General features: G+C 59.5%; 20 protein-coding genes. 4 read left to right on the top strand and 16 right to left on the bottom strand.

The window, feature by feature from the left end; all coding sequences use genetic code 11:
* Nucleotides 1-6: 6 nt before the first annotated feature.
* Both J4E42_RS09280 and cobA read left to right on the top strand, forming a co-directional pair.
* Nucleotides 7-2,724 (top strand): nitrate reductase, encoded by a 2,718-nt coding sequence (locus J4E42_RS09280; RefSeq protein WP_207285043.1) that lies wholly within the window; start codon nucleotides 7-9, stop codon nucleotides 2,722-2,724.
* Between the two features lie 10 nt (nucleotides 2,725-2,734).
* The gene (gene cobA / locus J4E42_RS09275) at nucleotides 2,735-3,505 is read left to right on the top strand and encodes a uroporphyrinogen-III C-methyltransferase (RefSeq protein WP_207285042.1); all 771 of its coding nucleotides are present in this window, start codon (nucleotides 2,735-2,737) and stop codon (nucleotides 3,503-3,505) included.
* A gap of 125 nt (nucleotides 3,506-3,630) precedes the next feature.
* Here the strand turns inward: cobA and J4E42_RS09270 are convergent, their stop codons facing one another.
* From J4E42_RS09270 to ppsA, 8 genes are all read right to left on the bottom strand, one after another.
* Nucleotides 3,631-4,665, bottom strand: coding sequence for an OmpA family protein (locus J4E42_RS09270; RefSeq protein ID WP_008027405.1), 1,035 nt, complete (start codon nucleotides 4,663-4,665; stop codon nucleotides 3,631-3,633).
* 107 nt (nucleotides 4,666-4,772) lie between these two features.
* On the bottom strand, nucleotides 4,773-5,363 hold the full coding sequence (sigX, locus tag J4E42_RS09265; protein ID WP_017337463.1) for an RNA polymerase sigma factor SigX: 591 nt from the start codon (nucleotides 5,361-5,363) through the stop codon (nucleotides 4,773-4,775).
* Between the two features lie 86 nt (nucleotides 5,364-5,449).
* Nucleotides 5,450-6,274 (bottom strand): mechanosensitive ion channel family protein, encoded by an 825-nt coding sequence (locus tag J4E42_RS09260; protein ID WP_008027407.1) that lies wholly within the window; start codon nucleotides 6,272-6,274, stop codon nucleotides 5,450-5,452.
* 2 nt (nucleotides 6,275-6,276) lie between these two features.
* Entirely contained in the window at nucleotides 6,277-6,525 is a 249-nt protein-coding gene (locus J4E42_RS09255; RefSeq protein ID WP_007944521.1) for a hypothetical protein, read from the bottom strand.
* 63 nt (nucleotides 6,526-6,588) lie between these two features.
* Nucleotides 6,589-7,584 carry a zinc transporter ZntB gene (locus tag J4E42_RS09250; protein WP_008027409.1) on the bottom strand — a complete coding sequence of 332 codons (996 nt, stop codon included), beginning with the start codon at nucleotides 7,582-7,584 and terminating at the stop codon, nucleotides 6,589-6,591.
* A gap of 26 nt (nucleotides 7,585-7,610) precedes the next feature.
* Nucleotides 7,611-8,102, bottom strand: a complete 492-nt coding sequence (gene rraA, locus J4E42_RS09245) for a ribonuclease E activity regulator RraA (RefSeq protein WP_008037775.1) — start codon at nucleotides 8,100-8,102, stop codon at nucleotides 7,611-7,613.
* A gap of 121 nt (nucleotides 8,103-8,223) precedes the next feature.
* Nucleotides 8,224-9,213 carry an alpha/beta fold hydrolase gene (locus J4E42_RS09240; protein WP_032832384.1) on the bottom strand — a complete coding sequence of 330 codons (990 nt, stop codon included), beginning with the start codon at nucleotides 9,211-9,213 and terminating at the stop codon, nucleotides 8,224-8,226.
* Between the two features lie 163 nt (nucleotides 9,214-9,376).
* Nucleotides 9,377-11,752 carry a phosphoenolpyruvate synthase gene (ppsA, locus tag J4E42_RS09235; protein WP_008027416.1) on the bottom strand — a complete coding sequence of 792 codons (2,376 nt, stop codon included), beginning with the start codon at nucleotides 11,750-11,752 and terminating at the stop codon, nucleotides 9,377-9,379.
* A 174-nt stretch (nucleotides 11,753-11,926) separates the two neighbouring features.
* Between ppsA and J4E42_RS09230 the strand changes: the two genes are divergently transcribed.
* Nucleotides 11,927-12,745 (top strand): pyruvate, water dikinase regulatory protein, encoded by an 819-nt coding sequence (locus tag J4E42_RS09230; protein WP_008027418.1) that lies wholly within the window; start codon nucleotides 11,927-11,929, stop codon nucleotides 12,743-12,745.
* 105 nt (nucleotides 12,746-12,850) lie between these two features.
* Here the strand turns inward: J4E42_RS09230 and J4E42_RS09225 are convergent, their stop codons facing one another.
* Nucleotides 12,851-14,260: a PLP-dependent aminotransferase family protein gene (locus J4E42_RS09225; RefSeq protein ID WP_207285041.1), complete on the bottom strand. Its 1,410-nt coding sequence runs from the start codon at nucleotides 14,258-14,260 to the stop codon at nucleotides 12,851-12,853.
* A gap of 94 nt (nucleotides 14,261-14,354) precedes the next feature.
* Here J4E42_RS09225 and J4E42_RS09220 point away from each other — a divergent pair, with 94 nt between their 5' ends.
* Entirely contained in the window at nucleotides 14,355-15,293 is a 939-nt protein-coding gene (locus tag J4E42_RS09220; protein WP_207285040.1) for a DMT family transporter, read from the top strand.
* A 78-nt stretch (nucleotides 15,294-15,371) separates the two neighbouring features.
* Here J4E42_RS09220 and prpD read toward each other — a convergent pair whose 3' ends face one another.
* The 7 genes from prpD to J4E42_RS09185 form a co-directional block, all read right to left on the bottom strand.
* On the bottom strand, nucleotides 15,372-16,856 hold the full coding sequence (prpD, locus tag J4E42_RS09215) for a 2-methylcitrate dehydratase (RefSeq protein WP_207285039.1): 1,485 nt from the start codon (nucleotides 16,854-16,856) through the stop codon (nucleotides 15,372-15,374).
* A 184-nt stretch (nucleotides 16,857-17,040) separates the two neighbouring features.
* Nucleotides 17,041-18,231, bottom strand: a complete 1,191-nt coding sequence (prpF, locus tag J4E42_RS09210; RefSeq protein WP_207285038.1) for a 2-methylaconitate cis-trans isomerase PrpF — start codon at nucleotides 18,229-18,231, stop codon at nucleotides 17,041-17,043.
* A gap of 56 nt (nucleotides 18,232-18,287) precedes the next feature.
* Nucleotides 18,288-20,885 (bottom strand): Fe/S-dependent 2-methylisocitrate dehydratase AcnD, encoded by a 2,598-nt coding sequence (acnD, locus tag J4E42_RS09205; RefSeq protein ID WP_207285037.1) that lies wholly within the window; start codon nucleotides 20,883-20,885, stop codon nucleotides 18,288-18,290.
* 193 nt (nucleotides 20,886-21,078) lie between these two features.
* Nucleotides 21,079-22,206, bottom strand: coding sequence for a 2-methylcitrate synthase (gene prpC, locus J4E42_RS09200; RefSeq protein ID WP_207285036.1), 1,128 nt, complete (start codon nucleotides 22,204-22,206; stop codon nucleotides 21,079-21,081).
* 136 nt (nucleotides 22,207-22,342) lie between these two features.
* On the bottom strand, nucleotides 22,343-23,233 hold the full coding sequence (gene prpB / locus J4E42_RS09195; RefSeq protein WP_008027432.1) for a methylisocitrate lyase: 891 nt from the start codon (nucleotides 23,231-23,233) through the stop codon (nucleotides 22,343-22,345).
* Nucleotides 23,230-23,949 (bottom strand): GntR family transcriptional regulator, encoded by a 720-nt coding sequence (locus J4E42_RS09190; protein WP_177318157.1) that lies wholly within the window; start codon nucleotides 23,947-23,949, stop codon nucleotides 23,230-23,232. Before J4E42_RS09190 ends, prpB begins: the two co-directional genes overlap by 4 nt.
* A gap of 59 nt (nucleotides 23,950-24,008) precedes the next feature.
* Nucleotides 24,009-24,208, bottom strand: a 200-nt coding sequence (locus J4E42_RS09185; RefSeq protein ID WP_207285035.1) for a hypothetical protein, incomplete at its 5' end; no start/stop codon positions are given.

Below are 24,208 nucleotides of genomic sequence, written 5' to 3'. Positions count from 1 at the left end.
CAGCTGATGAACCGCCAGATCACCGCCTCCACCTGTTGCTATTGCGGGGTCGGCTGCGGCGTGCTGATCGAGCATGACGGCGAGCGCATCCTCGGCGTCAGCGGCGATCCGGCCCACCCGGCCAACTTCGGCAAGCTGTGCAGCAAGGGCTCGACCCTGCACTTGACCGGCGACCTCGCAGCCCGAGCGCTGTACCCGGAACTGCGCCTGGGCAAAGGCCTGGCCCGCAGCCGCACCGACTGGGACACCGCCCTCGATCACGCCGCCAGCGTGTTCGCCGAAACCATCGCCGAACATGGTCCGGACAGCGTGGCGTTTTACATCTCCGGGCAGTTGCTGACCGAGGATTACTACAGCTTCAACAAACTGGCGCGAGCGTTGGTCGGCACCAACAACATCGACAGCAATTCGCGCCTGTGCATGTCATCGGCGGTGGTCGGCTACAAGCGCAGCCTCGGTGCCGACGCACCGCCATGCAGTTACGAAGACCTTGAGACAAGCGACTGCGTGATGATCGTCGGCAGTAACATGGCCTACGCCCACCCGGTCCTGTTTCGCCGCCTGGAAGAGGCCAAATCCCGCCGACCACAGATGAAAGTCATCGTCATCGACCCGCGTCGTACGGATACCTGCGACTTGGCTGACCTGCATCTGGCAATTCTTCCGGGCACCGATGTCGCCTTGTTCCATGGGATTTTGTACCTGCTGCTGTGGGAAGGCTGGATCGACCGCGACTTCATCGAGGCCCACACCGAAGGCCTGGCTGAACTGAAAAACCTGGTGCGCGATTACACGCCGCCAATGGTCTCGCAGCTGTGCGGGATCAGCGTTGAGCAACTGCAGCAATGCGCCGAGTGGGTCGGCACCTCGCCAAGCTTTCTGTCGCTGTGGTGCATGGGACTGAACCAGTCCACCGCCGGCAGTGCGAAAAACAGTGCGCTGATCAACCTGCACCTGGCCACCGGGCAGATCGGCCGTCCCGGCGCAGGACCTTTCTCCCTGACCGGTCAGCCGAATGCCATGGGTGGCCGCGAAACCGGCAGCCTGTCGAACCTGCTGCCAGGCCATCGCGAAGCGGCCAATGCCGAGCATCGCGCAGAAGTCGCAGCCTACTGGGGCGTGGATCAACTGCCGGCAAACACCGGGCTCACTGCGATCGAATTGTTTGAGCAGGTTCGTAACGGAACCATCAAAGCCCTGTGGATCGCCTGCACCAACCCCGCGCAATCGATGCCGGACCAGAGCGCCGTGCGCGAGGCGCTGCAAGCCTGCCCGTTCGTGGTGTTGCAGGAAGCCTTTCGCACCACTGAAACCGCCGCGTTCGCCGACTTGCTGCTGCCTGCCGCCAGTTGGGGCGAAAAAGACGGCACGGTGACCAACTCCGAACGGCGGATTTCCCACGTTCGCCGGGCGATTGTCGCTCCCGGAGAAACGCGTTCCGACTGGGCAATTACAGTGGATTTCGCACAGCGCCTGGAAAAATACCTGCGTCCCGGACAACCCAGTCTGTTTGCATTCGACACCCCGGCGCAGGTCTTCGATGAGTACAAACTCCTGACGCGCGACCGGGATCTGGATTTGTCCGGTATCAGTCATGAGCTGATTGATCGTCTCGGTCCACAGCAATGGCCGTTTCCCGCCGGCGCCCGTGAAGGTACGGCCCGACTGTATCGGGACGGAATTTTCCCGACCGCCAACGGGCGTGCCCGGTTCGTGGCCGATCCGTACCTTGCCGCCAAGGAACAACGCGATGGGCAATTCCCGCTGACCCTGATCACCGGCCGCCTGCGCGATCAATGGCACGGCATGAGCCGCACCGGCACTGCCGCGCAGTTGTTCGGTCATGTCAGCGAGGCCGTGCTGAGCCTGCACCCGGATGAATTGCATCGCCATGGGCTGCAACCGGGAGAACTGGTCAGTTTGAAAAGCCGTCGCGGCGCGGTGATTGTCGCCGTCGGCAGCGATGACAGCGTGCGTCCGGGCCAGGCGTTTCTGCCGATGCACTGGGGCGACCGGTTCCTGAAGGGCGGGGTCAATGCGCTCACCCAACCGGCATTCGATCCGTTGTCGAAACAACCGGAACTCAAACACAGCGGCGTACGAATCGACCCCGTGCATTTGCCCTGGAACCTTTTCGTACTGATTGAGGGCGATGTTCAACAGCATTTTGAGACGCTACGACCACTCTGTGAGGCGTTTTCCTACGTCAGCCTCAGCCTCACTGGTCGTGAGCGCCCTGCGCTGCTCATACGCGCTGCCAGCGCCACAGCGCCAGATCCGCAATTGTTATGCGAAATCGACCGCTGCCTTGGGCTCAATGAAGGGCCGGTCCTGGCGTACGACGACCCACGGCGCGCCATCGGCAAACGGGTGCGGATCGAGCATGGCCGGATCACCGCGATTCGCCTGGCCGGTGAAACCCTCGCACAGCACTGGCTGCAGGACCTTTGGCAAGAAGGTCGCGCCGATGAACAACTGCGGCGCTGGCTGCTTGCACCGCTGAGCGCACCACCAGGCAACTCCGCCACATCGGTTGCCGGCACTAAAACCTTGTGCAACTGCAAAAACGTCAGCCAAGGCGCGGTCTGTGCCGGTATCCGTCGAGGCCTGGATTTGCAGGGGTTGAAACAGGAATTGGGCTGCGGCACGCAATGCGGCTCGTGCGTCCCGGAAATCAAGCGTTTGCTGGCCGCCACGGCGCAGCCGATCGCCGTCATCTCGTGAGGAAAACACTATGAACGCAAAAGTCTGGCTGGTGGGTGCGGGTCCTGGTGATCCGGAATTGCTGACCCTCAAAGCCGTCAGGGCGCTGAGCGAAGCGGATGTGGTGCTGATCGACGACCTGGTGAATGGCGCCGTGCTGGAACATTGCCCGCAGGCGCGGATCATTCCGGTGGGCAAGCGCGGAGGTTGTCGCTCGACGCCTCAGGCGTTCATTCATCGATTGATGCTGCGTTATGCCCGCCACGGTAAATGCGTGGTGCGGCTCAAGGGTGGCGATCCGTGCATTTTTGGGCGGGGCGGTGAAGAAGCGCAGTGGCTGCGCGAACGCGGGGTCGATGTGGAGCTGGTCAATGGCATCACCGCCGGGCTGGCCGGTGCGACGCAATGCGATATTCCATTGACCCTGCGGGGCGTTGCGCGTGGCGTGACACTGGTCACCGCCCACACTCAGGATGGCAGCAGCCTGAATTGGCAAGCCCTGGCGCAAAGTGGCACAACGCTGGTGGTGTACATGGGCGTGGCGAAGCTCAGTGAAATTCGCGAGCAACTGCTGGCCGGAGGGATGGCGGCGGATACGCCAGTGGCGATGATTGAAAACGCTTCCCTGCCGCATCAACGGGAATGTCGGAGCGATCTGACAGCGATGGAGGAAGATGCCTGCGCCTTTGAGTTGAAAAGCCCGGCGATTCTGGTGATCGGTGTTGTAGCGGCACACCCCGAAACCTGTAGGAGCCAGCTCGCTGGCGAAGAATTTGAGATCACCGCAGCGTGTCAGGCTTAAAGCGTCATCGTTGACGACCATCGCCGGCAAGCCGGCTCCTACAGGGGGCCGGTGATTCGAAAACCCAAATCGCAGACAAAGAAAAGCCCGGCCTAAGCCGGGCTTTTCTCAGAGCTGCGGGCTAATTACTTAGCTTGAGCTTCAACCTGCGCTTCTACGCGACGGTTTACAGCGCGGCCAGCGTCAGTTTTGTTGTCAGCAACTGGGCGGGATTCGCCGTAGCCAACAGACTGAACGCGGGACGATTCAACACCGTACTGGTTGGTCAGAACTTGCTTAACGGCGTTTGCACGACGCTCAGACAGTTTCTGGTTGTAAGCGTCAGGACCGACGTTGTCAGTGTGACCTTCAACAGTTGTGGTGGTGGATGGGTACTGCTTCATGAAGTCAGCCAGGTTCTTGATGTCGCCGTAGCTGTTGGTTTTAACAACAGATTTGTCGAAATCGAACTTAACGTCCAGCTCAACACGAACGACTTCGGCAACTGCTGGGCAGCCATCAGCGTCAACAGTTACGTTGGCTGGGGTGTCCGGGCACTTGTCAACGTTGTCGCAAACGCCATCGTTGTCGCTGTCGGAGCAGACTTCAGCTGGTGCTGGAACTGGAGCAGCTGCAGGCTTGGAGCCGCCACCGAAGTTCACACCGATACCGACGCTTGGAGCCCACTCGGTGTCACCTTGGTCGATGTTGTACTGAGCTTCAACGCCGGCACGGGCGTAGAAATTGTCAGTGAAGTACAGCTTGGCACCGCCGCCAACGTTGGCGAAGGTGGAACCGTTACGACCACCGCGATCGTTCTGACCGATGCTCTGATCGGAGAAGCCGGCCGAAACGTACGGACGCAGCATGTCGCCTGGGTTGTTGAAGTGGTACAGAGCGTCCAGGGCAGTGTTGGAGCCCTTGATGTTCTTGCCCGACTCGCTACGAACGTTGTGCACTTCGTCGTAGCCCAGACGCAGTTCAACGTCGTCGGTCAGGAAGTAACCAACCGAACCACCGAACAGGTTGCCGTCGTTTTTGAAATCGCGCTGGCTATCGTAATACTCTTTCTTTGCAAAGCCTTCGATTTCAACTGCGCCTTGGCCTTGTGCCAATGCGCCGAACGAAGTGGCCGCAATAAGAGAACCAATGGCCAAGCCCAAGGTGTTTTTCAGTTTCATCCGTTAAATCCCCATCTGGTGATTGTGAAGCAGTCCCGCAAACCGGGGGACAACTCGGCGGCAAGTCTATCAGAACTTGCCTACACGTAAGAGATATTTGCGCCGAACTAAGTTTCAGCAATGCCTGCAAATTTCTCACGCAATTTGTCTAGAGCGCGTTTGTAACGCATTTTTGTCGCACTCAAACCCATGTGCATGATGTCTGCGATCTCCTGAAACTCTAGCTCTGCGACAAATCGTAGCACCAGAATTTCACGGTCAATCGGGTTCACATACACTAGCCAGCGATCAAGCCCGCCCTTCTCCTCGGGTTTCGGCGCCTTTTCTTCAGACGCTTCCTCGAGGGGGTCCAGACTCAATGCGTCCATCAAGCGACGCTTTCGCCGTTCTTTCCGATACTGTGTGATGCACTCGTTGTACGTGATGCTATATAGCCATGTCTTGAACTTCGATTTACCTTCGAAGTTCTTCAAGCCATACAACACCTTCAACATCACTTCCTGACAGACATCGTCTGCATCGCGATCGTTCCCAAGATATCGTGCACAAACGTTAAATAATGTTCGTTGGTAACGGCGCATCAATTCTTCATAGGCGCGCGTTACGTGAAACAGCTCGGTATGCGAGCGCGCGACCAACTCCTCATCAGAGAGCTCGCGGGGGTCGTAGCGCGTGGAGAGCGATTGAGCTTTATTCAAAACAAGTCTGGCCGACAGTCAGGTCAATGTCCGCCGCAGCCCTTCAGGGCATTTTGCGGCGGCATACATTAGCAGGGTTTGCCGGGTTAGCGGCTACTCACATGCTGCTCCAGGAGAATCCGATTAGAGAGAGAGACTAGCTCACCCTCATCGGTCAGCAATGTGGTCTTAACCGTGCCGATCTCTTCGATCTGACCTTCGACCTCGCCAACACGCACTTGTTGCCCAACCTGATACAACTCACGCACATAGATTCCCGCAAGAATCTGACCGGCAATTTCCCGGCTTCCCAACCCCATGGCCAGCGCTACCGCCAGACCAACGGTAATCAAAACAATCACAATCACATGGTTGAGCAGGTCAGTCTTGACCTCCAACTGGCTGATTGCGACCGAAATACTGATGATAATCACCAGGCCCTGGGCAATTCGCCCCAGCCCGGCGGCGTAATCCAGCCCTACGCCCTCTGCCGCACCTCGCACCAGCCCATTGGCCAGTTGTGCCAGCAAAACACCTACCAGCAGCACCAGCGCGGCGCCAAACACTTTCGGCAAATACAGCGCAAGCATGTCCAGCGTAGCCGAAACTCGTTCAAGTCCAAGCGATTCTGCTGCAGAAACCAGAAAAATCAGCAAAACGAACCAATAGACAATTTTGCCTATCAGCGTCGAAATCGGCACTTGAAGGCCGGCCCGGGACAGCAATTTTGTCAGACCGGTGCCGCCCATCAAGCGGTCGAGACCGAGCTTGGCGAGCAACTTGGACAGCAAAGTATCCAAAAGTTTCGCCACGACGAAACCCAACAGCAGCACGACCAGTGCGCCGAACAGGTTCGGAATGAAATTCGCAACCTTGGTCCATAACGCAGTCATTGCAGTGACGAGGCTCTGAGTCCAGAGATCAAGTTCCATATTCAATCAGCCTTATCAGCAGTGCGAACGGTAGGTTTACGGTGACGGGAAACCGGCGAGACGTGAGCCGATCCGTTGTTCAAGGCAATCATCAGCGCGGGCAACCAGCGGCCCAGCAGGCTGAACAGATCGCCCGCGCCGACCTGGCGGTTGGCGGTTTTCAGGACGCGCCCAAGACACGCATCGTCGTCGCGGGTAGACGGCGAAGCGTTCAGCATGTCACGCAAAGACTGTTCAAACGGATCGTGCATACGCACCTCTCGTGATGTCTGTGAAAGACGCGGTCAAATTTACCCGGGTCACATGGCGCATCGTCATACCCAGCGCAAACGTCGGAATAACCACCACTGCCCCAGTGCCACCGAGATCATCATCAGGCAGGCAATCAGGAAGCCATACGGGCTGGCAGAGAACGGAATACCGCCGACGTTGATACCCAAAAGACCGGTCAGAAAACTCATCGGCAAAAAGATTCCGGTGATGATCCCGAAGCGGTACATCGTGCGATTCATACGCACGCTCAAACGTCTGTCCTCGGCCTCGAGGACCAGCCCCACCCGCTCCCGGGTCAATTCCAGCTCTTCGAGATAGCGGGTCAGGCTGTTGTTCAATTCGTTCCAGTAGTCGCCGTCATCTTCGACAAACCAGGGTAGTTTTATCCGGGTCAGTTGTCCGAAAATATCCCGCTGCGGTGCCAGGAAACGTTTCAGCGCAGCAGCCCTGCGACGGATCTGCAAAATGGAGTCATGCTCGGGTGAATACCGTTCGTCGGCATCCAGTTTTTCTTCTTCCTCATCGACCACTTCCGAGAGGCAACTGACCAGATCCTGCACTTTGTTGGTGAGGTACTGGGCCATATAAAGAATCAGTTCGGAGGCAGTCTTCGGCCCCTTGCCTTCCGCGAGCTGCACCAGCAACTCGTCGGTGGCGCGCAATGGACGCAGGCGCAGGGAAATAACCCGCTGTGCCGAGGCGAAGATCCGCACCGAGACCATGTCTTCCGGCTCGGCCCCGGGGTTGAGGTTGACCCCACGCAAAAATAGCAGCAGTTCGCTGTCGGAAAGCTGTAGAAGACGCGGACGGGTGTTCTCTTCAAGCAGCAGATCACAGCTGAATTCGCTCAGACCGCTGGATTTGCGCAGCCAGGTCTGGGTTTGCGGGTGACTGCGATCCCAGTGCAGCCACAGGCTTTCATGGGCCTGAAGCTGCAAGTCATCGAGTTCAGTCCGGGCTATCGAACGCGCGCCGCCTTTACCATCCAGCACCAGGGCATGCACCAGCCCCCACTGCGCGTTTTCTTCCTCGAACATCCTCACCCCTTCGGTTGGCGCAACGCTTATTCAGGCATCTTCAGCGGGCTTGGCGAGATGATCACGCCATTATTGTCCGCATAAATGTATTCGCCTGGACGGAACGTCACACCGGCAAACGTCACCACAACGTTGAGATCGCCAATGCCACGCTTGTCGGTTTTCATCGGGTGACTGGCCAGGGCCTGAACGCCCAGATCAGTCTGCGCGATGACATCGACGTCGCGGATGCACCCGTAGATCACCATCCCTTCCCAACCGTTTTTAGCGGCTTTCTCGGCGATCATGTCGCCCAGCAGCGCGCGACGCAGGGAACCGCCACCATCGACCACCAACACCTTGCCATTACCCTTGAGTTCGGCTTGCTCCTTGACCAGCGAGTTGTCTTCGAAGCACTTGATGGTCACGATTTCGCCGCCGAAGGAATCACGGCCGCCGAAATTGCTGAACATCGGTTCCAGCACCTGTACCAGTTCCGGATAGGCGTCGCACAGGTCAGGCGTGAGGTAATGGTTCATCGAGAAACTCCTGTAAAGAGGAAGACAATCGAGGATGTCGCAAAGTGACCAGAAAAGCTCAATGCGTCATATCTTAGCCGCAAGCCGATCAGAGCGGAATGCCCTTGATAGAGCATCGGGCTCAGACTGCCGAGGCCAAATCCGCTTTTTCACCGAGCAAAGGCGTGTGCTGGTCCGACAGCCAACGCGCCACCAACGGCCAGACTTCGGCTTGAGCGGCTTTGCTGACCAACATTTCCACGTGACCGAAATTGTCGCCAAAGCCCTGCTCACGGCCAAGGTTGATGAATTGCTTGTGCTCTGAACCGATCTGATCAAACAACTTGCGGCACGCCCACGCTGGATCCTGATGATCGCTGACGGCACTCACGGCCAACACAGGGCTCTGAACGTCAGCCAGCCCGGCCCACCAATCCTTGTCGGCATCACCAAAACGCCCGAACAGGCCATACCAACGCATGCTTTCCAGGGCCAGGCCAATCGGCTCGTCCTCCGGGCCGCGCTTGAGCCGTGAACCGGACAGCTGCGCAAAACGCTTGAGAATGAAGCGCCCGCTCCACTCCACCGGCGGAATTTTCAACGGCCAATAGGTGCGGCTGACTTGCGTACCGAAGAATGCCGCAGACGCGACGACCGGTTCACCGATGTACCCGCCACCCAAGGCTGCCGCCAGGGTAATGCCACCCAGCGAGTGACCGATCCAGTGCGGAACCTGGCCGCTCTGCTCGCGCACGAACGCGCCAATGGCCGGCAGATCGTAACGAGCGTAGTCGGCGACGCGGTTCTTGCGATAGTTCTGATTGCGCTGGGACAGGCCATGACCGCGCATTTCCGCGATCCACACATCAAATCCCAGACGCGCCAGATAGGCGCCCAGCCCCAGACCTTTAGGGGAGAACCAGAAGCGCCGATTGGAAAAACTGCCGTGCAACAGAATCACCGGCACACCACCGTGCGCGGGCGCGTCCGCCATGCCCAGACGGGTCACGGCCAGTTCCACGGTGCCGTCAGGGCTGTTGCCGGGTTTCAAACGATAGACGTCTTCGCTCAGATCGCCGCGCCGCTCGGCGCTGATCAGGGCGACAGGAAATAGGTTGCTGCTGCTTTGCATAGTCTCTTGCACAAAAAAGGGCGGCATCCAGAGGAGCCCGCCCTACTTCAATCTCTTAAAACGGCCACCCCCTGTAGGAGCACAGCTTGCTGGCGATAGCGATTTTGAAGACGCCATCGCGGGCAAGCCTTGCTCCTACAGTGAGCGAGCCGTTCCCACACCATCAAGCCGAAGCTTGACCTTCAGCCAGGAAGAACCAGGTTTCCAGTACGGAGTCGGGGTTCAACGAAACGCTTTCGATGCCCTGCTCCATCAGCCACTTGGCCAGATCAGGGTGGTCCGAAGGACCCTGACCGCAGATACCGATGTACTTGCCCGCCTTGTTGCACGCGGCAATGGCGTTCGCCAGCAGCTTCTTGACCGCAGGGTTACGCTCGTCGAACAGGTGAGCGATGATCCCGGAGTCACGGTCCAGGCCCAGCGTCAGCTGAGTCAGGTCGTTGGAGCCGATGGAGAAACCGTCGAAGAACTCAAGGAATTCTTCCGCCAGAATCGCGTTGGACGGCAGTTCGCACATCATGATCACGCGCAGACCGTTGTCGCCACGGGCCAGACCGTTTTCGGCCAGCAGGTCGACGACCTGGCTCGCTTCGCCCAGGGTACGGACGAACGGCACCATGATTTCAACGTTGGTCAGGCCCATCTCGTTGCGCACACGCTTGAGGGCGCGGCACTCGAGTTCGAAGCAGTCACGGAACGATTCGCTGATGTAACGCGAGGCGCCACGGAAGCCCAGCATCGGGTTTTCTTCTTCCGGCTCGTAAAGCTTGCCGCCGATCAGGTTCGCGTATTCGTTGGACTTGAAGTCCGACAGACGCACGATGACCTTTTTCGGATAAAACGCAGCCGCCAGCGTGCTGATGCCTTCGACCAGTTTCTCGACGTAGAAGCCGACTGGATCGTTGTAACCGGCGATGCGCTTGTCGACGCTGTCCTTGATTTCCTGCGGCAGGCCGTCGTAGTTCAACAGCGCTTTAGGGTGCACACCGATCATGCGGTTGATGATGAATTCCAGACGGGCCAGGCCCACACCGGCGTTCGGCAGTTGCGCGAAATCGAAGGCGCGGTCCGGGTTGCCGACGTTCATCATGATCTTGAACGGCAGATCCGGCATGGCATCCACGGAGTTTTTCTTGATGTCGAAGCCCAGCTCACCTTCGAAGATGTAACCGGTGTCGCCTTCCGCGCAGGAAACGGTCACGCCCTGGCCGTCTTTCAGCAGTTGGGTGGCGTTGCCGCAACCGACTACGGCCGGAATGCCCAGTTCGCGAGCGATGATCGCCGCGTGGCAGGTACGACCGCCACGGTTGGTGACGATGGCGCTGGCGCGCTTCATGACCGGTTCCCAGTCCGGGTCAGTCATGTCGGAAACCAGCACGTCGCCCGGCTGGACTTTGTCCATCTCGGACACGTCCTTGATGATACGGACTTTGCCGGCGCCGATGCGCTGGCCGATGGCGCGACCTTCAACCAGCACGGTGCCGGTTTCTTTCAACAGGTAACGTTCCATGACGTTGGCCTGGGTGCGGCTCTTCACGGTTTCAGGACGGGCCTGAACGATGTAGAGCTTGCCGTCGTCGCCGTCTTTGGCCCATTCGATGTCCATCGGGCACTGGTAGTGCTTCTCGATGATCATCGCTTGTTTGGCCAGTTCGCTGACTTCGGCGTCGCTCAGGCAGAAACGTGCGCGATCGGCCTTGTCGACGTCGATGGTCTTGACCGACTTGCCGGCCGTGGCGACTTCGCCGTAGATCATCTTGATGGCTTTGCTGCCCAGGTTGCGACGCAGGATCGCCGGACGACCGGCGGCCAGCGTGCCTTTGTGGACGTAGAACTCATCCGGGTTCACCGCGCCTTGTACGACGGTTTCACCCAGGCCGTAGGCGCCGGTGATGAACACCACGTCACGGAAGCCCGATTCGGTATCGAGGGTGAACATCACGCCGGCGGTGCCGGTTTCAGAGCGGACCATGCGCTGCACGCCAGCCGACAGGGCGACCAGCTTGTGGTCGAAGCCCTGGTGCACGCGGTAGGAAATCGCACGGTCGTTGAACAGCGAAGCGAACACCTCTTTGGCGGCGCGAATGACGTTTTCGACACCACGGATGTTCAGGAAGGTTTCCTGCTGACCGGCGAAGGAAGCGTCCGGCAGGTCTTCGGCAGTAGCGGAAGAGCGCACGGCCACGGCCATGTCAGGGTTACCGGCCGACAGCGTGGCGAACGCGGTGCGGATCTCGGTGTTGAGCTTCTCGGGGAACTCGGCTTCCATGATCCATTGACGGATCTGGGCGCCGGTCTTGGCCAGGGCGTTGACATCATCGACGTCCAGGGCGTCGAGGGCGGCGTGGATCTGATCGTTCAGGCCGCTCAGTTCCAGAAAATCACGATAAGCCTGAGCTGTCGTGGCGAAGCCACCGGGCACCGATACACCGGCACCTGCAAGGTTACTGATCATCTCGCCCAGGGATGCGTTCTTGCCCCCCACATGCTCAACATCGTGTTTGCCGAGCTTATCGAGGGAAACTACGTACTCTACCAAGGTGATCTCTCCACTAACTGTGTTGGAAAAGCTCAGAAGCCGGCGCTCGAAAGGAGCATTTGCCGGCTATATGGCCTGGACCTGGAAAATAAGTGAGAATGCGGGCCACTCGAGGCCGGCAAACCGCGCCTATCATATCCAAGATTCGTCACTAGCTTAAGGCCCAAGGTGCAAATGAAACGATCTGCTTTCTTTATCTCCGATGGCACCGGCATTACCGCCGAAACCCTGGGTCAAAGCCTCCTGGCGCAGTTCGAAAACATTACCTTCAGCAAATTCACGCGGCCGTACATCGACAACGTGGATAAAGCGCGGGCCATGGTACAACAAATCAACAAGGCCGCCGAAACCGACGGCTTCCGGCCGATCATATTCGACACCATCGTCAACCAGGACATTCGTGAGATCCTCGCGACGTCCAATGGTTTCATGATCGACATTTTCTCGACTTTCCTGGCACCGCTTGAACAGGAACTGACCGAGCATTCTTCCTACACTGTCGGCAAGTCTCACTCTATCGGTGGCAACTCCAATTACATGGAACGCATCGAGGCGGTGAACTTTGCCCTCGACAACGACGACGGTGCGCGCACGCATTATTACGACAAGGCCGACCTGATCCTAGTGGGGGTGTCGCGTTGTGGTAAGACGCCGACGTGCCTGTACATGGCGATGCAATTCGGCATCCGCGCGGCCAACTATCCGTTGACCGAAGACGACATGGAGCGCCTGACGCTGCCAAACGCCCTGCGCGCCCACCAGCACAAGTTGTTCGGACTGACCATCGACCCGGACCGCCTGACCGCGATCCGCAACGAGCGCAAGCCCAACAGCCGCTATTCGAGCTACGCGCAGTGCGAGTTTGAAGTGCGCGAGGTGGAGAACCTGTTCCGCCGCGAGAATATTGCGCACATCAACTCCACGCATTTTTCGGTGGAAGAGATTTCGGCGAAGATTCTGGTGGAGAAAGGTGTGGAGCGGCGGTTCAAGTAGTTATTCAGCGTCTGCCAGGCCGCCATCGCGAGCAGGCTCGCTCCCACAGGGGTTTTGTGAACGCCGCAAATCCACTGTGGGAGCGAGCCTGCTCGCGATGAACGATTACACGGTCTCTGTTAATGCTCCGACCAACACTTCAAACCCTCGAATCAACAACCGATCATCCCCCGCCGAATTACACACACTCGCCCGAATGAACTGCGGCACCGCCCCATGCCCGACCGCAAACGCCTCGGCGGTGGCGACCAGGTAATTGTTTTCCTTGAGTTCTGCCGCAATCTGCGACGCCCGCCACGGCTCGGGCACTTCGATCCAGAAGTGCGGGCTGTCGGGATGGGTTTTGTACACCACGCCCTCCAACACCCCACTGACCAACGCCTTGCGCCGACCGATCTCGATAATCTGTTGAGCCAGCAACTGCGCCGCACTACCGTTTCCGATCCAAAGGCTCGCCACCTCCAGCGCCAACGGACTGGCCATCCAGCACGTTCCGCGTACCGCCGCGCTCAAGCGTCCGATCAACGGTTGCGGCGCATGCAGATAACCGACGCGCAACCCCGCCGAAACCGCTTTGCTCAGGCTGCCGATCAACACCGAGCGCTCCGGGGCGAAATAACTCAAGGGCAACGGTCGCTGCCGAGCCAACACCGCGTGGGCTTCATCCTCAAAGATCAGCAGATTGTGCTGCCGACAGACCTCGGCAATCGCCTCACGCCGTGAGACAGACATCACCGCCGCCGTAGGATTCTGGATCGTCGGCGTGCAGTACAGCGCCGACACACGATGGTTGCGGCAAACGTCTTCCAGCGCATCGGGCATCAGCCCTTCGTCATCCATCGCGACGCCGATCAGTTTGATCCCAAGCATGCGTGCAACGCTGATCAACCCCGGGTAAGTCAGGTGTTCCGTGACCACGGTATCGCCCGCCTTGAGCAACCCCATCAAGGCACATAACAGACCGTGCTGGCCGCCGTTCACGCATACGACCTGCTCGGCATCCGGCACAAATTGCAGGTGCCGCAACCAGTGCGCACCCGCTGCACGATGGCGTAGCGATCCGGCATCGGCGGTGTAGCCGCTGATGCTCTGCAAGGCATCGGGATCGAGTGCCAACGCCTGCAAGCTCTGGCTTAAAAACAGTGCTTCCTGCCCCGGAATCGGTTGATTACGGCTCATGTCGAAACATGCCTGCGGCTCGTCGCTGACGTTGCGAAAACCAGCATCGCGCTGACGTTCCATCCCGTGCTGACGCACGTAAGTGCCATCTCCTACGCGAGCGACCACCCGTCCTACGCGTTCGAGTTCGCCGTAAGCACGGCTGACGGTGCCAATGGTCACGCCGAGGCTGTCGGCCAACAGCCGATGCGGCGGCAGTTTGCAGCCGGGCTCGATCACGCCTTCAACGATCGCTTTTTCCACGGCGTCCGCCAGGCGCTTGTACTTCACGCCCAGTCCGTTGACGAGCCCGTCGCGCAGGATTGACACCATGGCAATACTTACTTTGACACCCATTTAAGTCCCGAATAGCGTGCTTTGAGCAGGTTCAATCAGGGATAGACCTTTTGCAGATGCAGGTCAATTCCGACAACAAAAAAGGAACTCGATCATGTCCATCGCTCTCAGCGCGAATTCAAGCACTGGAAAACCCTGGTTAGCCGCGCTGATCACCAGCGTCCTGTTTCTGATCGTGTGCCTGAGCTGGGGAACGACATGGCTCGGGATCAAGATTGCGGTTGAAACGGTGCCACCGCTGACGGCCGCCGGGCTGCGGTTCCTGATCGCCTTTCCGTTGTTCCTTGTTTTCGCCCTCATCCGTCGTGAACCGTTGGTGTTCCCCAGGGAAAGCCGCTGGTTTTTCCTGTTCGTGACGCTGTCGTATTTCAGCCTGCCGTATTACTTGCTCAATTACGGCGAGATGCATGTTTCGTCCGGGCTCACGGCCCTGTTGTTCAGTTGCATGCCGGTGTTCATCCTGGTGTTTTCCGCGCTGTTTCTGCGAGAAAAAATCTACCCGTCACAAGTGCTCGGCATTGCCATCGGCTTCGGCAGTCTGTTCATGATTATTCGCAGCCAGGGATTGCATCTGGACCACGCTGAACTGTTCGGCGTGCTGGCGATTCTCTGTGCGGCGGTGATGCATGCGTTGTGTTACGTGGTGACCAAGAAACACGGCTCGGCGATCAGCGTCATTACCTACAACACGCTGCCGATCGGCATTGCGGGCTTGATGCTGTTTGTCGCGGGGCTGAATGTCGAAGCGCCGGTGTTCGATGGGATCAGCCTGCGTTCCTGGGGCGCCCTGCTCTATCTTGGGCTGGTGGCGTCGGTGGGTGGGTTTATCGTTTATTTTTTGCTGCTCAAGCGCTTGAGCCCGATCATTTTGTCGTTTGTGTTCATCATTTTTCCGGTGTTCGCGGTGGTGATCGGCGCTTGGTATGAGGGGCAAAGCCTTTCGCGAGAGTTGATGATCTATTCGGCGATTTTGTTGACCGGGTTTGCGATCACCAAACTGCCGCTGGAAAAATGGCTAACACGGAACCTGTAGGAGCCAGGCTTGCCGGCGAAGGCGTATTCAAGGACGCCTTCGCCGGCAAGCCTGGCTCCTACAGGTCTGTGCATGCAATCAGATGACGAACAGGTCCATGAAGCGGTTCACCGGTGTGGCTTCAAGCGCTGCCTGGTCCTTGCACAAGGCAAAAATCTCGGCACTGCGCTGGCCGGTGAAGCGTGTCGCCAGGTTGGCTTTGAACTTGTCTTCCAGCAACGGAATGCCGTCGGTGCGGCGCCGGCGATGGCCGATCGGGTATTCCACCACCACGTTCTCGGTGCTGGAGCCGTCCTTGAAAAACACCTGAATCGCGTTGGCGATCGAGCGTTTGTCAGCCTCCAGGTATTCGCGGGTGAAGCGCGGGTCTTCGACGATGACCATTTTCTCGCGCAGCACATCGATGATCGGGTGCGCCGCGTGGAATTCGTCTTCGTATTGCTCGGCCACCAGATTGCCGAACGCCAGCGGCACCGCGGCCATGTATTGCAGACAATGATCGCGGTCCGCCGCATTGGCCAGCGGGCCGACCTTGGAAATGATGCGGATCGCCGACTCATGGGTGGTGATGACGATTTTGTCGATTTCGTGCAGGCGATTCCGGACTTTCGGATGCAAGGTGACGGCGGCTTCGCAGGCGGTTTGTGCGTGGAATTCGGCCGGGAAGCTGATCTTGAACAGCACATTTTCCATCACGTAACTGCCGTACGGGCGGGAGAAACTGAACACACGTTTGCCTTCAGGCTTGAGCGCCAGGTCGTTGTTGCTGTGGCTGAACAATACGTCGTAGAAGCCCCACTGTTTGGCGGTCAATACGCCGGGGATGCCCATCTCGCCACGCATCGCGATGTCGGCCAGACGCACGCCCCGGCTGGTGGCATCGCCCGCCGCCCAGGATTTGCGCGACCCGGCATTCGGTGCATGCCGATACGTGCGCAACGCCTGACCATCAGCGAAAGCATGGGACAACGCCGACAGCATCTGCTCGCGATTGGCGCCCATGAGTTTGGCGGTGACGGCGGTCGAGGCGACTTTCACCAGGATGACGTGATCGAGGCCAACACGGTTGAAGGAGTTTTCCAGCGCAATCACGCCTTGAATCTCATGAGCCATGATCATCGCTTCGAGTACGGCGCGAACGGTCAGCGGCGCATCGCCATTGGCCAGGCGCTTCTGCGACAGGTGATCGGCCACCGCAAGAATGCCCCCGAGGTTATCGGAGGGATGTCCCCATTCGGCGGCGAGCCAGGTGTCGTTGTAGTCGAGCCAGCGCACGATGCAGCCGATGTCCCAGGCTGCCTTGACCGGATCGAGACGGTAGTTGGTGCCCGGCACGCGAGCGCCGAACGGGACGACGGTGCCTTCGACAATCGGGCCAAGGTGCTTGGTGCACTCGGGGAAGCGCAGGGCCAGGAGGCCGCAGCCCAAAGTATCCATCAGACAATTGCGGGCAGTGTCGAGGGCTTCTCTGGATTCGATTTTGAAGTTGAGGACGTAGTCGGCAATGTCCTGCAGGACCGTGTCGTAGTCGGGGCGGTTGTTCAGGTCGACGTTGGTGCTCATGTTCGATTCACTCGTAAAGTGGTTCGTTGATGGGACCTCGGTTCAGGTAAATCACATTCTTATAATTGAAATGCGGTCCCCTGTAGGAGCCGGCTTGCCGGCGATAGCGGTGGGTCAGCGATACATGTATCGCCTGAAAGGACGCCATCGCCGGCAAGCCGGCTCCTACAGGGGTTGTGTCGGGTTAGAAGGCGTCGCCAGGTATGCGCACGAAGCCTTCCATCAGCACCCGCGCACTGCGGCTCATGATGGCTTTGTTGACTGTCCACTCGCCGTTCACCTGGCTGGCTTCAGCGCCTACGCGCAACGTGCCGGACGGATGACCGAAGCGCACGGCGTTGCGTTCGATACCGCCCGCTGCGAGGTTTACCAACGTGCCGGAAATGGCGGCAGCAGTGCCGATAGCCACCGCAGCAGTCCCCATCATCGCGTGGTGCAACTTGCCCATCGACAACGCACGCACCAGCAAGTCGACGTCACCCGCAGCAATCGCTTTACCGCTGGAGGCAACGTAATCCGCCGGTTTGGCCACGAAGGCAACCTTGGGCGTGTGCTGACGCTTGACCGCTTCGTCCAGCGACTTGATCAGCCCCATGCGCAACGCGCCATACGCACGAATGGTCTCGAACATCGCCAGCGCTTTCGGATCACCGTTGATGGCGCCCTGCAACTCGGTGCCGGTGTAACCGATGTCTTCGGCATTGACGAAGATGGTCGGAATGCCCGCATTGATCATGGTCGCCTTGAAGGTCCCGACGCCGGGCACTTCGAGGTCATCCACCAGGTTGCCGGTCGGAAACATCGAACCACCGCCGCCCTCTTCTTCTGCCGCCGGGTCCATGAATTCGACTTGTACTTCGGCCGCCGGAAAGGTCACGCCGTCGAGTTCGAAATCACCGGTTTCCTGCACTTCACCGTTGGTGATCGGCACGTGGGCGATGATGGTCTTGCCGATATTGGCCTGCCACACGCGCACCACCGCCACACCGTTGTGCGGAATGCGGCTGGCATCGACCAGACCGTTGCTGATGGCGAACGAACCGACCGCTGCGGACAGGTTGCCGCAGTTGCCGCTCCAGTCGACGAAAGGTTTGTCGATGGAGACTTGGCCGAACAGGTAATCGACATCGTGATCAGCCTTGATGCTTTTCGACAGGATCACGGTTTTGCTGGTGCTGGAGGTCGCGCCGCCCATGCCGTCGATTTGCTTGTCGTACGGGTCGGGACTGCCGATCACCCGCAACAACAAGGCATCGCGTGCCGGGCCTGGAACCTGTGCGGCTTCGGGCAAGTCTTTCAGGCTGAAAAACACGCCTTTGCTGGTGCCGCCACGCATGTAGGTGGCGGGGATTTTGATTTGAGGTGCGTGAGCCATTGGTGCTCCTTCAAAGCGGACACGGAATTTGAAACTCCGTGCCCGCACAGCATGTTTTAGACGGCGACGGCCGATTCTTCGAGGAAGTCCTGGGCGAAGCGTTGCAGCACGCCACCGGCCTCGTAGATCGACACCTCTTCGGCGGTGTCGAGACGGCAGGTGACCGGCACCTCGACGCGTTCACCGTTCTTGCGATGGATCACCAGCGTCAGCTCGGCACGCGGCGTACGCTCACCGATCACGTCGTAGGTTTCGCTGCCGTCGATGGCCAGGGTGTGACGGTTGGTGCCCGGTTTGAACTCCAGCGGCAACACGCCCATGCCCACCAGGTTGGTGCGGTGGATGCGCTCGAAACCTTCGGCGGCAATCGCTTCCACACCGGCCAGACGCACGCCTTTGGCCGCCCAGTCGCGGGACGAACCCTGACCGTAGTCGGCGCCGGCAATGATGATCAGCGGCTGCTTGCGCTCCATGTAGGTTTCGATGGCTTCCCACATGCGCATGACCTTGCCTTCCGGCTCGACGCGGGCCAGCGAACCCTGCTTGACCTTGCCGTTTTCCTGGACCATTTCATTGAACAGTTTCGGGTTGGCAAAGGTGGCGCGTTGCGCGGTCAGGTGGTCACCGCGGTGCGTGGCGTAGGAGTTGAAGTCCTCTTCCGGCAGGCCCATTTTCGCCAGGTATTCGCCGGCGGCGCTGTCGAGCATGATCGCGTTCGACGGCGACAGGTGATCGGTGGTGATGTTGTCCGGCAGCACCGCCAGCGGGCGCATGCCCTTGAGCGGACGCGCGCCGGCCAGCGCACCTTCCCAGTACGGCGGACGGCGGATGTAGGTGCTCATCTCGCGCCAGTCGTACAGCGGCGCGACTTTCGGGCCGGTGTCTTCGTGGATGGCGAACATCGGAATGTAGACCTGACGGAACTGCTCCGGCTTCACCGAGGCTTTCACCACCGCATCGATTTCTTCATCGCTCGGCCAGATGTCTTTCAGGCGGATTTCCTTGCCGTTCGCATCCAGGCCCAACACATCTTTTTCGATGTCGAAACGGATGGTGCCGGCGATGGCGTACGCGACCACCAACGGCGGCGACGCGAGGAACGCTTGCTTGGCGTACGGGTGAATCCGGCCATCGAAGTTACGGTTGCCGGAGAGTACGGCCGTGGCGTACAGGTCGCGGTCGATGATCTCTTGCTGGATCACCGGATCGAGCGCGCCGGACATGCCGTTGCAGGTGGTGCAAGCGAAAGCCACGACGCCGAAACCGAGCTGTTCCAGTTCGTCAGTCAGGCCCGCTTCATCGAGGTACAAGGCCACGGTTTTCGAGCCCGGTGCCAGGGACGATTTGACCCATGGCTTGCGGGTCAACCCGAGCTTGTTGGCGTTGCGCGCCAACAGGCCGGCAGCGATCACGTTGCGCGGGTTGCTGGTGTTGGTGCAGCTGGTGATGGCGGCGATGATCACCGCGCCGTCCGGCATCTGGCCGGGCACGTCGTCCCACTGGCCGGAAATGCCTTTGGCCGCCAGATCCGACACCGCTACACGGGCGTGCGGGTTGCTCGGGCCGGCCATGTTGCGCACCACCGAGGACAGGTTGAAGGTCAAGCCGCGCTCATATTGCGCGCCCTTCAGGCTGTCGGCCCACAGGCCCGTGGTCTTGGCGTAGTTCTCGACCAACTGCACCTGCTCGTCTTCGCGGCCGGTGAGTTTCAGGTAGTCGATGGTCTGCTGGTCGATGTAGAACATCGCCGCCGTGGCGCCGTATTCCGGGGCCATGTTGGAGATGGTTGCGCGGTCGCCGAGGGTCAGCGCGGAAGCGCCTTCGCCGAAGAATTCCAGCCATGCGCCGACGACTTTTTGCTTGCGCAGGAACTCGGTCAGCGCCAGCACCATGTCGGTGGCGGTGATGCCCGGTTGCAGCTTGCCGGTCAGTTCAACGCCGACGCTTTCCGGCAGGCGCATCCACGATGCGCGGCCGAGCATTACGCTTTCCGCTTCGAGGCCACCGACGCCGATGGCGATCACGCCCAGCGCATCGACGTGCGGGGTGTGGCTGTCGGTGCCGACGCAGGTGTCGGGGAACGCCACGCCGTCGCGCACCTGAATCACCGGCGACATTTTCTCCAGGTTGATCTGGTGCATGATCCCGTTGCCCGGCGGGATCACGTCAACGTTCTTGAAGGCTTTTTTGGTCCAGTTGATGAAGTGGAAACGGTCTTCGTTGCGACGGTCCTCGATGGCGCGGTTCTTCTCGAACGCCTGTGGATCGAAGCCACCGCGCTCAACGGCCAGCGAGTGATCGACGATCAATTGCGTCGGCACCACCGGGTTCACTTGCGCCGGGTCGCCACCTTGCAAAGCGATGGCGTCACGCAGGCCGGCGAGGTCGACCAATGCGGTCTGGCCAAGGATGTCGTGGCACACCACACGGGCCGGGAACCATGGGAAATCGAGGTCGCGTTTGCGCTCGATGAATTGCTTCAGGGATTCGGTGAGCGTGGCCGGGTCGCAGCGACGCACCAGGTTTTCCGCCAGCACGCGGGAGGTGTACGGCAGAGTGTCGTAGGCGCCGGGCTGGATGGCTTCGACTGCCGCACGGACGTCGAAATAATCCAGATGGCTGCCGGGCAGCGGTTTACGGAATTCAGTGTTCATCGTCAGGACTCGGTCACGGTAATAACAAAAGGCGGGGCGGCACCAGAATTTGATTGGAAAACCGCCCCCCTGTAGGAGCGAAGCTTGCTCGCGAAAGCGGTGTACCAGTCGACATTGATTTGGAATGTCAGACCGCCTTCGCGAGCAAGCTTCGCTCCTACAAGGTTCACGGCTCGGTGCCCGCCCCCACCATTCAGCGTTGTTCGATTGGCACGAACTTGCGCTGTTCGACGCCGGTGTATTCGGCGCTCGGGCGGATGATGCGGTTGTTGGCACGTTGTTCGAACACATGCGCCGCCCAGCCGGTCAGGCGCGAGCAGACGAAAATCGGTGTGAACAACTTGGTCGGGATACCCATGAAGTGGTACGTCGACGCATGGTAGAAGTCGGCGTTGGGGAACAGTTTTTTCTGCTCCCACATGGTCTTGTCGATGGCTTCGGAAACCGGGAACAAGACAGTGTCACCCACCTCTTCAGCGAGCTTTTTCGACCAACCCTTGATCACCTCGTTGCGCGGATCGTTGTCCTTATAGATCGCGTGGCCGAAGCCCATGATCTTGTCCTTGCGCTCAAGCATGCCGAGGGTGCCTTTGATCGCCTCTTCCGGCGATTTGAAGCGCTCGATCATTTCCATCGCCGCTTCGTTGGCGCCGCCGTGCAGCGGACCGCGCAGGGAACCGATGGCGGCGGTGATGCAGGAGAACAGGTCGGACAAAGTCGATGCACACACCCGTGCGGTGAAGGTCGAGGCGTTGAATTCGTGTTCCGCGTAGAGGATCAGCGAAACGTTCATCACTTTGACGTGCAGCTCGCTCGGTTTCTTGTCGTGCAGCAGGTGCAGGAAGTGGCCGCCGATGGAGGGCTCGTCGCTCACGCAGCTGATGCGTTTGCCGTCGTGGCTGAAGCGATACCAGTAGCACATGATCGCCGGAAACGCGGCCAGCAGGCGGTCGGTTTTGTCATGCTGCTCGGAGAAATCCTTCTCCGGCTCGATGTTGCCCAGGAACGAGCAACCGGTGCGCATCACGTCCATCGGGTGGGCGTCGGCGGGGATGCGTTCCAGCACTTCTTTCAGCGCTTGCGGCAGGTCGCGCAGCTTGCCGAGTTTGCTCACGTAAGCGGCGAGTTGCGCCAGGGTCGGCAGTTCGCCGTACAGCAGCAGGTAAGCCACTTCTTCAAATTGGGCGTCAGCCGCCAGTTCGCGAACGTCGTAGCCGCGATAGGTCAGGCCTGCGCCCGACTGGCCCACGGTGGACAGTGCGGTTTGCCCGGCAACCTGGCCACGGAGCCCGGCGCCACTGAGTACTTTTGCTTCGGCCATTGCTGTCTCCAGTTTTTGAATTTGTTAGGGAAACTTGTGGGAGCGAAGCTTGCTCGCGAAAGCGGTGTCTCAGACGACATTGATTTTGAATGTCAGTCCGTCTTCGCGAGCAAGCTTCGCTCCTACAGGGCTTTCATTACTTTTTAGCAGCGAACAACGCATCGAGCTTCTGCTCGAACGTGTGGTAGTCGATGCGATCGTAAAGCTCCATGCGCGTCTGCATGGTGTCGATCACGTTCTGTTGCGTACCGTCGCGGCGGATCGCGGTGTAGACGTTTTCTGCGGCCTTGTTCATGGCGCGGAACGCGGACAATGGGTATAGCACCAGCGACACATCGGCACCGGCCAACTGCTCGGTGGTGTACAGCGGCGTCGCGCCGAATTCGGTGATGTTGGCCAGGATCGGCGCTTTCACACGGCTGGCGAACAGCTTGTACATCTCCAGTTCGGTGATGGCTTCCGGGAAGATCATGTCGGCGCCGGCCTCGATGCACGCCGCAGCGCGATCCAGTGCGGATTCCAGGCCTTCAACAGCCAGGGCGTCGGTGCGAGCCATGATCACGAAGCTGTCATCGGTGCGCGCATCAACAGCGGCCTTGATGCGGTCGACCATTTCCTGCTGCGAGACGATTTCTTTATTAGGGCGGTGACCGCAGCGCTTGGCGCCAACCTGGTCTTCGATGTGAATCGCTGCCGCGCCGAACTTGATCATCGACTTCACGGTACGGGCGACATTGAACGCCGAGGAACCGAAACCGGTGTCCACGTCCACCAGCAACGGCAGGTCGCAGACGTCGGTGATGCGACGTACGTCGGTCAGCACGTCGTCCAGGCCGGTGATGCCCAGGTCCGGCACGCCGAGGGAGCCGGCAGCAACGCCGCCGCCCGACAGGTAAATAGCCTTGAAACCGGCGCGCTTGGCCAGCAACGCGTGGTTGGCGTTGATCGCGCCGACCACTTGCAGCGGATGTTCGCTGGCGACCGCATCGCGGAAACGCTGGCCTGGAGTGCTCTTGTTGGAACTCATGACTCACCTCGTTCAGTGGCTGTCGGGTTAGCGCCGTCCTGGTAGTGACGGGCGATATTGCGTTTGGAGGCGCCGATGTGACGGCGCATCAACAACTCGGCCAGTTCACCGTCACGGTCGGCGATGGCATCGAGAATCCGGTGGTGCTCGGCAAAGGCCTGGCGCGGGCGATTGGGCGTGGTGGAAAACTGGATGCGGTACATGCGCACCAGTTGATAAAGCTCGCCGCAAAGCATCTGCGTCAGGGTGCGGTTGCCGCTGCCCTGGATGATTCGGTAGTGGAAGTCGAAATCGCCTTCCTGCTGGTAGTAGCCGACACCGGCTTGAAACGCGGCATCACGCTCGTGGGTTTCGAGGACCCGGCGCAGTTCGTCGATTTCTTCGACCGTCATGCGTTCGGCGGCCAGGCGACAGGCCATGCCTTCGAGGGATTCGCGGATTTCGTAGAGTTCCAGCAGCTCGGCATGGCTCAGGGAAACCACTCGTGCGCCGACGTGCGGCACGCGAACCAGCAGGCGCTGGCCCTCCAGACGGTGGATCGCTTCGCGCAGCGGGCCGCGGCTGATGCCGTAGGTGCGCGCCAGTTCCGGTTCGGAGATTTTGCTGCCCGGGGCGATCTCGCCTTTGACGATGGCCGCCTGAATGCGCCGGAAGACGTTCTCGGAAAGTGTTTCCGAATCGTCCTGGGCAATGACTGGGGGATCGAGTTGATCCAGCATATTGTCGACACCTTGAAAGCTAATGCGGCAAAAACTAGCGAATAGCGGGGTAATAGTCAAAGGATAAATAGGTATTGTCGACAATCGTCTAATAACCTATCTGCTTTTTGTAGGAGCGAAGCTTGCTCGCGAAGGCTTTGTGTCAGGCGGTCGGTTTTTTGAGGGTGTACATATCCGTTACTGCGGTCACGGCTGCTTATGGTTTCGCTTTTACAGCGAGTCACTTTCGAAAAGCGCGAAAGTAACCAAAGCGCTT

Source organism: Pseudomonas sp. FW300-N2A2 (genome assembly GCF_017351735.1).
Classification (GTDB): domain Bacteria; phylum Pseudomonadota; class Gammaproteobacteria; order Pseudomonadales; family Pseudomonadaceae; genus Aquipseudomonas; species Aquipseudomonas migulae.
This window is presented reverse-complemented; position numbering and strand designations above follow the sequence as displayed.

Bases quoted from the DNA above. Each gene is read 5' to 3' on its own strand.
- cobA (WP_207285042.1), top strand. From the start codon at position 2,735: ATGAACGCAAAAGTCTGGCTGGTGGGTGCGGGTCCTGGTGATCCGGAA.
- J4E42_RS09250 (WP_008027409.1), bottom strand. From the start codon at position 7,584: ATGTTCGAGGAAGAAAACGCGCAGTGGGGGCTGGTGCATGCCCTGGTG.
- J4E42_RS09260 (WP_008027407.1), bottom strand. From the start codon at position 6,274: ATGGAACTTGATCTCTGGACTCAGAGCCTCGTCACTGCAATGACTGCG.
- prpD (WP_207285039.1), bottom strand. From the start codon at position 16,856: ATGAGCACCAACGTCGACCTGAACAACCGCCCCGACTACGACACGGTC.
- prpC (WP_207285036.1), bottom strand. From the start codon at position 22,206: ATGGCCGAAGCAAAAGTACTCAGTGGCGCCGGGCTCCGTGGCCAGGTT.
- prpF (WP_207285038.1), bottom strand. From the start codon at position 18,231: ATGGCTCACGCACCTCAAATCAAAATCCCCGCCACCTACATGCGTGGC.
- J4E42_RS09255 (WP_007944521.1), bottom strand. From the start codon at position 6,525: ATGCACGATCCGTTTGAACAGTCTTTGCGTGACATGCTGAACGCTTCG.
- acnD (WP_207285037.1), bottom strand. From the start codon at position 20,885: ATGAACACTGAATTCCGTAAACCGCTGCCCGGCAGCCATCTGGATTAT.
- rraA (WP_008037775.1), bottom strand. From the start codon at position 8,102: ATGAACCATTACCTCACGCCTGACCTGTGCGACGCCTATCCGGAACTG.
- prpB (WP_008027432.1), bottom strand. From the start codon at position 23,233: ATGAGTTCCAACAAGAGCACTCCAGGCCAGCGTTTCCGCGATGCGGTC.
- J4E42_RS09240 (WP_032832384.1), bottom strand. From the start codon at position 9,213: ATGCAAAGCAGCAGCAACCTATTTCCTGTCGCCCTGATCAGCGCCGAG.
- J4E42_RS09225 (WP_207285041.1), bottom strand. From the start codon at position 14,260: ATGGGTGTCAAAGTAAGTATTGCCATGGTGTCAATCCTGCGCGACGGG.
- J4E42_RS09220 (WP_207285040.1), top strand. From the start codon at position 14,355: ATGTCCATCGCTCTCAGCGCGAATTCAAGCACTGGAAAACCCTGGTTA.
- J4E42_RS09280 (WP_207285043.1), top strand. From the start codon at position 7: ATGAACCGCCAGATCACCGCCTCCACCTGTTGCTATTGCGGGGTCGGC.
- J4E42_RS09230 (WP_008027418.1), top strand. From the start codon at position 11,927: ATGAAACGATCTGCTTTCTTTATCTCCGATGGCACCGGCATTACCGCC.
- J4E42_RS09270 (WP_008027405.1), bottom strand. From the start codon at position 4,665: ATGAAACTGAAAAACACCTTGGGCTTGGCCATTGGTTCTCTTATTGCG.